A 12152-nucleotide genomic window follows, 5' to 3' on the forward strand; every position below is an offset into this window, starting at 1 on the left:
AAGGTGATTCTTGCCTTATAGTTTTTTTGATTTTCGTATTATATAGTATATAATGTTTGAAGTAAATATATTATGAGAAATAATAAAAATGGATAAATATGATATTAGAAAAAAGATTTACAGCGACAAAAATCTTGAGAAAAAAATAAAAGAGGAAGTTGAAAATTATTTGGATAATAGTGTTTTAAAACTATATAGTTCTTCTTGTGTTAGTGAGTATAGTTATAATAATAATTTTGAGGTTGTTACCGCTGAGATATTTGAAGATGGTTATATTTTATCTGATATTCATATAGAAGTTAATATGGTTGTTTATGATTATATTTCTAATGATGATTATAAAAGAGAGAGAAAAGTTTTAATTAATAATAAATATTTTATTGGTTTTAATATTAGATTTAGTTTGAATAGTAATAACACTATAGAGAATTTGATTTTGAGATATTTTAATATATACGCTATAAGCCAAAACGAATGATAATTTTTTAAAATCAATATCCATTATCTCTTATGGCAAAACCTAAAGATAGCCCTATAGAGAATCCAGAAATTTCTAATTTATCAAGTACTTTGTATCCCATATAGTTCATAAAATAATTATTTATATAATCAGTATTGTATTTAAAAGCAAAATTATAGTTAAAGTAAATTCCTGCCAAAAAAGATACATTTTTAGTTAGATGATAATATAAATTAATATCAAGTTTTATATATGGTATAACAACGCTTTTAAATACATTTTTTATATCATTATAATTATATTCATCTTTACCTGTTAAAAAATACTCATCAGTAGAAGCTAATTGGCTTATAACATTTCCAGAAAAAGGAGTGTTTACACCGCCTCCTATACCTATAGAATAAGATAAATTATAATTAGTGACATTATTAATAATTTTTATTGAAACTCCTGTAGTTAGAGTGTGAAGAAATGTAATCTCGTAAAATCTGCCTATTCCATAAAGATCTATATTATATTCAAGTGGAAGTGTGGAAGCCATATAACCTATAGTTCCTACTACACTTAAACTATTAATATATTTATTATCAAACTTAAAATTATACCCTATTTCAGAAAGAACGCCCGCACTCCAATATACATATTCATATACATCTTTTAAATAATCTTGGCTATTTATACTTTTGTTTAAAATAGACACATTTCCATCATTATGCAAGAATAAAGAAAAATCTATTCCTGCAAAAACATTATTATAAAAAATAAAAATAAGTATAATATATTTAAAATATTTCTTCATAAACAATAACCTTAAGTTAATCATTCAATTCTTTTTATTTGATTGCTTCCTTTTCTTCCAATTGATAAACCAATATTAAGCCCAACACCAATTGATGAATATGAATAGTTTCGATAGTATTCATCATTAAAATAAAGATTTAATGTATCTGTATTAAATTTCATATCCATGCTATATGTAAAATAAAATCCTGCAATCAAAGAAACAAAATCATTAAAGAAATAATATACGTCCATAGTCAATTTTATATAAGGAATAACTCTGCTGTCAAATAAAGTTTTTATATAATTATAATCATATTTTCCATTATTAATTGGAAAAGGAGATTTACCTGTTGGATCTTCAACATTATTTTTTCTAATATCTGCCGAGAAAGGTATTCTTACTCCTCCGCCTATACCAAATGATAATCTATCAAATACATAAAATTTTTGAATTAATCCTAAATGTAAAGTGTGAAATAATACATTATTTGTAATATATTTAGTATTATATCCATAATATGACATAGACATTGGAAATAATTGATATCCTATTTCAGCCATTACACTTATGCTTTTAAAAATACCATTTTTTGTATAGAAATTATATCCTATTTGAGACTGCACTCCTACCTCATAATAATCGCTATCTTTAGAAGTTAATAAAGAATAATAGGTTCCTGCAGATGTTGTTTTTATATCAGAAAAAGTAAAATTGTAACCAAATGGTGCAATCAAATTAAAATCTATTTCAGCGAACATAGTTGATGATAATATATTTAACAAAACAGCTATTATATATATTTTGTTGAAAAAAGTTTTTTTAAGTTTAGTATATTCATGAATAATCATGAAAATCATAATAACATAAAATTATTATAAAGTCAATGTAGTATAAAATTAAGTTATAAAAATGCAGCTTTACAATATAGTATTTTTAATATATCATTTTTAATAATTAAATAAAAAATATAGAGAGAAGTCTTAATTATGAATAATAAATATGATGTTATAGTAGTTGGTGCTGGGCATGCTGGTATAGAGGCAGCACTTTCTTCTGCAAGACTTGGAATGAAAACTTTAATTATATCTATCAATTTGGATACCATAGGTCAAATGTCTTGTAACCCTTCTATAGGAGGAGTTGCTAAGGGCACTATTGTAAAAGAGATTGATGCACTCGGCGGTGAGATGGGCATATTAATAGATAAAACTATGATGCAATTTAGAATGCTAAACAGAAGCAAAGGCAAAGCAGTATGGGCTCCGCGTGCACAGGCAGATAAATATGCATACAAAGAAGAAGCTGCTAAAACATTATACGCCGAGAATAATCTCACACTTCATCAGGATATAGTAACAGAAATAGTAGTGGAAAATAATGTAGTTAAGGGGCTAAAAACAGAAAGAGGCAGAGAATATGAATGTAATGCGGTGATACTTACAACAGGTACATTTTTAAATGGGCTTATTCATATTGGTAAGTATCAAAAACAGGCAGGAAGAATTGGAGAGCTTCCAGCAATAGGGCTTTCTGATAATTTAAGAAGTTTGGGGCTTGAAGTAGGAAGATTAAAAACAGGAACACCTGCGAGAGTGGACTATTATTCTATTAACTTTGATATATTAGAAATGCAAAAAGGCGATGATGAAATAACTCCATTTTCTTTTTTGGACGATAAAATTGACATAATTCAAGAGCCTTGCTATATCACTTACACAGATGAAAATATACATAAAATAATTCAAGACAATATTCATTTATCTCCGATGTATAGCGGAGTTATAACAGGAATAGGACCAAGATACTGCCCAAGCATAGAAGATAAAGTTGTAAGGTTTGCAGATAAACCTCGTCATCAGCTTCATTTAGAGAGAGAAAGCTACAGAACTAATGAAGTTTATATAAATGGATTTTCTTCAAGCTTACCTGAAGATGTTCAAATAAAGATGATAAGGTCATTAAAAGGCTTAGAAGAAGTAAAAATATTAAAACCGGCATACGCAGTAGAATATGATTATGTAAACCCTATAGAATTAAAGCCAACTTTGGAAACTAAAAAAATAGAAGGTTTATTTTTGGCAGGACAAATTAACGGCACAAGCGGATATGAAGAGGCAGCTTGTCAGGGTATAATGGCAGGAATAAATGCAAGTTTAAAAATAAAAAAAGAAGGACCATTTATACTTAAAAGAAGCGACGGATATATTGGCGTTTTAATTGATGATTTAACTACCAAAGGAACCAAAGAGCCTCATAGAATGTTTACGTCACAGGCAGAACATAGAATGCTTTTAAGGCAGGATAATGCTGACGAAAGGCTTACAGAACTTTCTTATAATATAGGTCTTGCAAGTAAAGAACGATTAGAGAAAGTAAGAGATAAAAAACAAAAAACTCAAATACTTGTGGAATACTTAAACAAACGCACACTCACTCAAAAAGAAACAGAAGAATTAGGTTTTACAAAAGAGGCTAAAGAGTACCGTACTATGAGTTTATCTTCCATAATTAAACGACCAGAATGGAGTATAGATAAAATTAAACATTTAATAGACGGAGATTATAATAAAAATGTTTTGGAGAATGCCGAGATTGCTATAAAATATGAAGGATATATTGCAAGATATTTAAACGAAATAAGAGATATAGAAAAATACGAGAAAATGCGTATACCTGAAGATTTTGATTATTCTACTTTAAAAAGTGTGAAGATTGATGCCATTAACAAACTTAAACAATATAAGCCGTATAATATTGCTCAAGCTTTGAGAGTTCCTGAAATTGATATGTCTGTTGTTCAAGTTTTAATATTAACTCTTACAAAGAAGTAAAAAAATTTTACTTTATTGGTATTGAGGTTGTTATATTTTAATGCTATAATTTTAGAGTAATTTTTAGGAGGATAAATAATGTTTGGCGGATATTTTGAATATTATTTTGGATATATATGGATATTAATACCCGGTATATTATTGGGTTTATGGGCACAGATGAAAGTAAATGGTGCTTACTCAAAATATAGTAGGGTAGAAAACAAAAGAGGAATAACAGGTGCACAAACAGCAAAATATATATTAGATGCTTATGGCTTAAATATTCCTATAGAGAGAATAAACGGGCATTTAACAGACCATTATGACCCAAGTGCTAAAGTTTTAAGACTTTCTAATGATGTTTATAATGGCACAGATGTTGCTGCTTTAGGTATTGCTGCTCATGAGGTTGGGCATGCCATACAACATGATAGAAGCTATGCTCCTTTAACTTTAAGAAATAGTTTTTATCCATTATGTGCTATTGGCAATCAATTTGGACCTATGCTTGTACTTATTGGTATTGTTATTGGAGGAGTTGGAAGTATTTCTCAATATCTTATGATGGGAGGAATTATATTATTTTCTTTTGCTGTACTCTTTTCTTTAATAACATTGCCTGTAGAGTTTGATGCTTCTAATAGGGCTATAAAGATTTTGGATAAGGGCGGATTTTTAGATTCTGAAGAGCTTTATGGTGCAAGAAAAGTGCTTAATGCTGCTGCTTTAACTTATGTTGCTGCTGCTGTTACTGCGGTACTCAGTTTACTAAGACTTTTGATGCTTGCTAACAGAAGAAGAGATTAAAAATTATAGATAAGAGTTTTATTAAAGAAGGTTAATCATTTTTATGATTAGCCTTTTTATTTATAAAAATATTATGATAAAATCAAACATAAACAAAATTATAAATTGCAATATAAAAGATGTTTTTAATAGAGTATCTGATTTTCAAAATTATCATTGGATAGATGATATAATGAAAGTTGAAATATTAAGAGATAGCAATTTGATTTAATATAGCAAAGATGGATATAAAACTTTTTGAAATAATTTTGTTAGAGACTTCTAAAACTATTAAATTAAATTTAGAAAATGAAAATATAAAAGCATATTAAATCTAAAATATAATAAAAATCTTCTATAAAACTGTGTTTTAATAAACATTAAAATCAATTTTTTTGTTTTAATATAAATAAAAATTGCTTTTTTAAATAAAAAAGTTTTTGTATCTTAATACTCAAACAAGAAATAATTTTTTACTATATTGAAAAAAAATCAAATTCGTATAAAATATAACAAATAATAATTTTAAAGTTAGGATTAATAAATATGGAATATGAAGCAGTCATAGGATTAGAGGTGCATGTTCAGCTTAACACTAAAACTAAAGCATTTTGTTCATGCCCAAACACTTTCGGTGCTCCTGCCAACACTCTTACTTGTCCAAGATGTCAGGCTCACCCGGGTACTTTGCCTATAGTTAATAAAGAAATGGTGCATAAAACTATCAAAGCAGGACTTGCTACTAACTGCACTATTCAGAAGAAAAGCAGATTTGCAAGAAAGCATTATTTTTACCCAGATTTGCCTTCTTACTATCAAATTACTCAAATGGACGAACCAATATGTACTGAAGGTCATCTTGATATAACTGTGCTTAATGAAGATGGCTCTTCTTATAATAAAAGCATAAGAATAAACAGAATACATATGGAAGAAGATGCCGGCAAACTTGTGCATGATGATACAGGAAGACCTTTAAGTTATGTTGACCTTAACCGTGCTGGTTGCTGTTTGATTGAATGTGTAAGCGAACCTGATATTTCTACAGGTGAAGAGGCTTATCAATATTTAACAGAGCTTAAAAAGATTTTTAAATATATTGATGTTTCTGATTGTAACATGGAAGAGGGTTCTTTAAGATGCGATGCTAACGTTTCTATACGTCCTAAAGGAAGCACAGAACTTGGCACTAAAACTGAAGTAAAAAACATGAACAGTTTTAGAAATGTAAGACTTGCTATTGACTATGAGATTAAGCGTCAAATAAAAGCATTAAACAACGGTGAAAAAATCTTACAAGAGACAAGACTTTATGATGCCAAAGAGAATACTACTAAAGGTATGCGTTCAAAAGAGGGTGCTGCAGATTACAGATATTTCCCAGACCCAGATATACCTCTTTTAGTTCTTAAAGATGAAGAAATTGAACAGGCTAAAAAAGAACTTCCAGAACTTCCTCAGCAAAAACGTGAAAGACTTAAAAAAGATTATGATTTGCCTGATCAGGATATAGTTGTGTTAACAGAAGATGCTGCTTTAGCTGATTATTATGAGGCAGCAGTTAAAGCTTATCCTAAACAGCCTAAGAAAATAAGCAACTGGATAATGGTAGAAGTTAATGCGTACTTAAATAAAAAACTTCAAACTATAAAAGATTTCAAACCAAAACCAGAACATATTGCTGAAATTTTTAAACTTATAGATGAGAATGTTATAAGCGGTAAAATAGCAAAAGAGATTTTTGAGGATATGTGCGAAACAGGAGAAGCTCCTTCCGCTATAGTTGAGAAAAAAGGCATCAAACAAGTAAGCGATACTGGAGAGCTTGAAACAATAATTAGAAAAGTTTTAGAAGAAAATCCTAAATCAGTAGCGGATTTCAAAGCAGGTAAAGAAAAATCATTCGGCTTCTTAGTAGGTCAAACAATGAAAGCCACTAAAGGTCAGGGTAATCCTAAACTTGTTAATGAAGTATTGAGAAAGATTTTAAGCGAATAAATAAATGAATATAAAATAAAAAAAGCCTGACTATTAAATATAGTTAGGCTTTATATTTTTTGGAGATTATAATGAATAATAATATGATAAAAAATGTAACACATCTAAGTTTAATTGAATTATTATCAAGTAATTCTAATAATAATTTTTACTATTCTATACCTTTATATCAAAGAGACTACTCTTGGAAAAAAGAAAATATAAGTGAATTTATTACGGATATATTTGAAGCTTACGAAGATTATATAAAAAATAATAATACAAATTATTTTTTTGGTTCTATAATAACAGTAATGGATGATGAAGATAATAACAAATATAATTTAATAGATGGACAGCAAAGATTAACTACTTTTATTTTATTTTTAAAAATATTAGAAAATGATTTTAACGAGACATGTTTCAAAGAAATAGGTGAAGCTTCTGAAATTGAAAAAGATGATTTATCTCAATTAAGATTATGGATAAGAGATTGTTTATGGGTTAAGAAGGATAAAGAATTATGTAAATTAGTATCTGAAAAATCTAATGATACAGTTATAATAACTAAGATTCTTTCTGATAAAGATATAAAAAAAGTAGAAAGTAAATTATGTGATAATTATGATATATTATTAAAATTATATAACGATTTGAAAAATGATTATGAAGATAATTTTAAATTAATAAAATTTATTAATTTTATTTTAAAAAATATTGAGTTTGTTAAAGTTGAAACAACATCAAGAGATAGTGCTTTGAAAATATTTTCTATACTTAACACTAGAGGACTTGAATTAACTTCTACTGATATAATAAAAGCTGAGGCTATGAATGATATAGATGTAAAGAAACATAAATATTTTGAGTCTAAATGGAGAGAACTAGAAAAGAAGTCCAAAGAATATAAAATAACATTAGAGGCTTTATTTAGATATTATATTACAATGTATAAACCAGATTCTATAAAAGGTACAAATAATGAAAATATTAAAGAATTATGGAAAAATAGAAATAAATTAGAAGCTATAGAAGAATTTGAGAAATTTGTATTATGTTATGAAGATATTTTTAAAATTAAAAATAGTTATATATGGTGTTTGAGACATTTGCTTATTATGGGTAAAAATTCATATACTTGGATACCTGCTTTAGTTTCAATGAAATTTTATGATTACTCTGAAGATGATATAATTGATGTGGCAAAATTTTTAGTTAAATGGCATTGGATACACTTAATAAATGGATATACTATAGAAAAAATTAAATCATTTAATTTTTCAATAATAAAAGCAATTAAAAATCATGATGATAAAACGGATATTTGTAGTTTGCAGCCAAGAATAATAACACATGATAGAAAAGATTTAAATTTTTTATGTAAAAACTTATGTGAGAATTTAAGAACTTATGATTTATATTATCCAAAATGGGCAAAAGCTTTTATGTATTTTATACATAATACAACATTATTAACAATTACAAAAGACATGTTTGATATAGAATTTACTGCAAAATTGACATTTGAACATATTTATCCTCAAAATCCAAAAGAAGATGAATGGATAAAATGTAGTGATGAAAATAAGCATAAACTTGGAAATTTAACATTATTGCCATCAAGAGATAATATCATTGCTGGTAATGAAATAAATAAAAAAATTGCTATATATAAAAGTAAATTATTTATGTATACACCAGAACTTTCAGAAGATGATCCTTGGACAGATGAAAAAATAGCAGATAGGACAGAAGAGTTGATAAAAGATTTTTGCAAATATATAGATATTAATTATTATAATTAATAAATTTGAAAATCTACCTATAATTTACTATATTTAAAATATATACTAAATTATAAGGACTATTATTAATGACTATAGAAAAATTATCAAAGATGATTGAGGTATCAAGCGGAAAGGTTTTGGCCGATTTGGTTATAAGAAATTGTAAGGTAGTGGACCCAATATCAGCGACTATTACGGACGGAGATATTGCTATTGTTGATGATTATATTGTAGGAGTAGGTTCTTATAATGGAAAGGAAGTTATTGATGCTAAAGGCTCTTATGCTACAAGCGGACTTATAGATTCACATGTGCATATAGAATCATCTTTATGTGCACCGGCCAATTTTGCAGAAGTTGTTATTCCTTTTGGTACTACGTTAATAGTTACAGACCCTCATGAGATTGCTAATGTATGCGGTATTGATGGTATTAAGTTTATGATTGAATCTGCCAAAAAAAGCCCGTTAAAATGTAAGTTTATGCTTTCTTCTTGCGTGCCAGCTGTTGGCTTTGAAGATTCTGGGGCTGTGCTCGATGCTTCTGTTATCGAAAAGTTTATAAATGATGAAGATATATTTGGACTTGCTGAGATGATGAATTGTCCGGGGGTATTGTCTCTTGATAAAGATGTACTTAAAAAATTGTTAGCTGCAATTAATGCTGATAAGATTATAGACGGTCATGGTGTTATGCTTGGAGGAAAAACTCTTAATGCATACAGGGCTGCAGGAGTTTATACTGACCATGAATGCGTATCTGCTAAAGATTTGAAGGCAAGGATTGCTAATGGAATGTATGTGCTTTTGAGACAAGGCTCTGCTGCACAAAATTTAATTTCGCTTTTACAGGGAGTTAATCAAAGCAATTCAAGAAGATGTGCGATGTGTACAGATGATAAGCATTTGGATCATATTATAGAAAATGGTCATATATCTCATAATTTAAAAATAGCAGTTGAGCATGGACTTGATGTGTTTAATGCAATCGCTATGGCTACGATTAATGCGGCAGAATGCTATAGGTTAAAAGATATTGGTTTGGTTGCTGCTGGCTATAAGGCAGATATTGTTTTGTTTGATGATTTAAGAGATTTTAAAGCGAATAAAGTATTTATAGATGGAAAATTAGTTTCAGAAAATGGAAAGTCTTTATTTAAAGTAGAAAAAGACAACTATAATGATAATATTTTTAATACTATAAATATTGCTCCTATTACAGCTAATGATATACAAATAAAATTAAAATCTGATGAAGCTAATGTTATAAGGATAGTTAATAAAGATTTGGTTACAGAAAAGAGTGTGAGAATAGTAGGTTTTGAGAATGGATATTTTAAGTACAGAAAGAGTGTAGATATATTAAAACTGGTTGTTGTAGAAAGACATAAAGCAACTGGCAAAATAGGGTTGGGACTAATAGAAAATTATAAATTAAAAAATGGTGCTATAGCCACAAGCGTTTCTCATGACTCTCATAATATAATAGCCGTAGGTGATAATGATGAAGATATAATACTTGCGATAAAAGAAATAGAAAAATGTTCTGGAGGAATAACTGTTGTAAAAAACGGAAAAGTGCTTGATACATTACAATTAAAAATAGCAGGCATAATGTCAGATGAAGCACCTAAAGACATAGTAAAAAAAATATATTCTATGCATGAATTAGCATATAATGAACTTAATGTTAATAGAGAAATAGACCCATTTATGACTTTATCGTTTATGGCACTTCCTGTAATACCAGAAATTAAACTTACAACTAACGGTTTATTTGATGTTAAAGAATTTAAGTTTATAGATGTAAGTGCTTAAATTTTTTATTTGCTAATTATTTAAAAGATTTCACCTTTTAATAAATTGCTCAATTGTTTTCTTGAATAGATTGTAATAATTTCACTGTGTATAGCATAACTTTTAGCACTGCTTGTTAATTCTACAGGTACTATTAATACACCTTTTTTGGCACCGGAATCTTTTACTTTTACAATAAAATCCCTTAATATCAATTCGCCTACATTAGTGTTATTCCAACGTTTAATAGAAATAAATGTTAAGTTATATTTTCCAGTTTCATTATCATATGCAAGATAGTCAATTTCATCTATATTGTCATCAGGATTATCGATGAACTCTTGTACTATGGTATAAGAAAGTTTATTAGTTACTATATTTTTACATAGTTTTTTTAAAGTCATTAAAAGTTAAATTATATATTTTATCAACAATATTATTATTTGAATTATTAGAACTTGATTTAGTTTTATTATCAAATTTAATATTATGACTCATTTTTAAGCTTAATAGTATATTATCTGTATCTATAGAACTATTATTATTTTTTGCAGCCAAAGTATTAATATATTCAAAATTAATAAAACTGTTTTCCCAAATTTCTACAGTATTTTCCCATTCATTCAAATTTTCTTTTTGTATATAGTCTTTATAATATTCATGTTCATAAACATTATCTAATTTACGGCTTCCCTTATTAACCTGCAAATTAGCTCTGTATACTTGATATAAATAACCTAAAACATCATTTAGTTTGTATGCTTTAGATATATTAGAACTGAATTTATTTATTATCTCAAAATATTTTATAGCATCTTCTATATATCCTAAAAAATAGGAATAAAATCCAAAATCAAAAATTAATTCTTCATATGCAGTTTCTAATTCATCAGTTTTTAATGTTGTTTTTATTTTTCTATATGCTTCTTTGAATTTCTTTTTATCTCCAAATTTATGCAATACAAATAAATACATTCTGTTGTAATAAATTAGTAAATTTTTATCTAAACTTCTGCTGTCATTTAAAAGTTCCTCTATATATTCACTGGCATATTGAAGTTTATCTGTAAATAAATACATATATATTAAAGCTTTTCTTATTTCTACTAATTCACTTTGGAAATTTATAGAATCTTTATCTATTCTCTTATCTAAATCTTCTAAGAAAGTAATTACCTTCTCATAATTTTTTATATTATAATATGAGTATACAGCAGCTTTAAGTTCGTCTATATTAAATTCTCTTCTAGACATAATAGCTTTATTAAAGTAATTGCATGCAAATTGGTATTTTTTTTCATTAAATAATGTGTATGCAACTTTTATCAAATAATGTGCATTAGTTGGCTCTAAATTTGTAATGATTACATCATATTTAAAAGTATCTTCTTTATAATTTAATTCATCGCATATGTTTTCCATTCTCTTGTATATTTTAATTTTTTCATTATCATTAAAATAATTAACAGACATAAGAAATTCATATTTTTTTAAAGCATCAATAATTTCTCCATTTTCATCTTTAATTAGAGCCAATTTATAAATAGTGTTATAATCATTTGGATTTTTTAATAATCTGCTATTTAATTCATTAATAGTATTTTTTATAGATTTACTGTTTTTTCTGTAAATATTATTATTTATAAATAAATATAAAGCTATTATAAATAACAATAATAATAAGAATATAAAAACATATATATATATATTTTCCATAAATAAATCCTAATATACAAACTTCAAAATAAT

11 protein-coding genes are annotated in these 12152 nt (G+C 27.0%); 7 read left to right on the forward strand and 4 right to left on the reverse strand.

Features of this window, described 5'->3' with window-relative positions:
- Positions 1–88: 88 nt before the first annotated feature.
- Positions 89–478, forward strand: a complete 390-nt coding sequence (locus Q0H31_RS02110; RefSeq protein WP_295295492.1) for a hypothetical protein — start codon at positions 89–91, stop codon at positions 476–478.
- A gap of 13 nt (positions 479–491) precedes the next feature.
- Here Q0H31_RS02110 and Q0H31_RS02115 read toward each other — a convergent pair whose 3' ends face one another.
- Both Q0H31_RS02115 and Q0H31_RS02120 read right to left on the reverse strand, forming a co-directional pair.
- Positions 492–1259, reverse strand: a complete 768-nt coding sequence (locus tag Q0H31_RS02115; protein ID WP_295295494.1) for a hypothetical protein — start codon at positions 1257–1259, stop codon at positions 492–494.
- Between the two features lie 20 nt (positions 1260–1279).
- On the reverse strand, positions 1280–2092 hold the full coding sequence (locus Q0H31_RS02120; protein ID WP_295295496.1) for a hypothetical protein: 813 nt from the start codon (positions 2090–2092) through the stop codon (positions 1280–1282).
- 138 nt (positions 2093–2230) lie between these two features.
- On the opposite strand from Q0H31_RS02120, the gene mnmG reads away from it, so the two are divergent.
- From mnmG to ade, 6 genes are all read left to right on the forward strand, one after another.
- A complete protein-coding gene (mnmG, locus tag Q0H31_RS02125) occupies positions 2231–4075 on the forward strand; it encodes a tRNA uridine-5-carboxymethylaminomethyl(34) synthesis enzyme MnmG (RefSeq protein ID WP_295295498.1) in 1845 nt (614 codons plus the stop codon).
- 78 nt (positions 4076–4153) lie between these two features.
- Positions 4154–4864, forward strand: coding sequence for a zinc metallopeptidase (locus tag Q0H31_RS02130; RefSeq protein ID WP_295295500.1), 711 nt, complete (start codon positions 4154–4156; stop codon positions 4862–4864).
- Positions 4865–4907: 43 nt separating this feature from the next.
- Positions 4908–5075, forward strand: a complete 168-nt coding sequence (locus Q0H31_RS02135) for a hypothetical protein (protein ID WP_295295502.1) — start codon at positions 4908–4910, stop codon at positions 5073–5075.
- Positions 5076–5389: 314 nt separating this feature from the next.
- Positions 5390–6841 carry an Asp-tRNA(Asn)/Glu-tRNA(Gln) amidotransferase subunit GatB gene (gene gatB / locus Q0H31_RS02140; RefSeq protein ID WP_295295504.1) on the forward strand — a complete coding sequence of 484 codons (1452 nt, stop codon included), beginning with the start codon at positions 5390–5392 and terminating at the stop codon, positions 6839–6841.
- A 71-nt stretch (positions 6842–6912) separates the two neighbouring features.
- Complete coding sequence (locus Q0H31_RS02145; RefSeq protein WP_295295505.1) at positions 6913–8625, forward strand: DUF262 domain-containing HNH endonuclease family protein; 1713 nt, start codon at positions 6913–6915, stop codon at positions 8623–8625.
- Between the two features lie 68 nt (positions 8626–8693).
- Positions 8694–10424, forward strand: coding sequence for an adenine deaminase (gene ade / locus Q0H31_RS02150; RefSeq protein WP_295295507.1), 1731 nt, complete (start codon positions 8694–8696; stop codon positions 10422–10424).
- A 20-nt stretch (positions 10425–10444) separates the two neighbouring features.
- Here the strand turns inward: ade and Q0H31_RS02155 are convergent, their stop codons facing one another.
- Both Q0H31_RS02155 and Q0H31_RS02160 read right to left on the reverse strand, forming a co-directional pair.
- Positions 10445–10807: a restriction endonuclease gene (locus Q0H31_RS02155; protein WP_295295509.1), complete on the reverse strand. Its 363-nt coding sequence runs from the start codon at positions 10805–10807 to the stop codon at positions 10445–10447.
- Positions 10785–12119 (reverse strand): restriction endonuclease, encoded by a 1335-nt coding sequence (locus Q0H31_RS02160; protein ID WP_295295511.1) that lies wholly within the window; start codon positions 12117–12119, stop codon positions 10785–10787. The genes Q0H31_RS02155 and Q0H31_RS02160 overlap by 23 nt, the downstream gene beginning before the upstream one ends.
- Between the last annotated feature and the right edge of the window lie 33 nt (positions 12120–12152).

The organism is uncultured Brachyspira sp., from assembly GCF_934747485.1.
GTDB lineage: Bacteria > Spirochaetota > Brachyspiria > Brachyspirales > Brachyspiraceae > Brachyspira.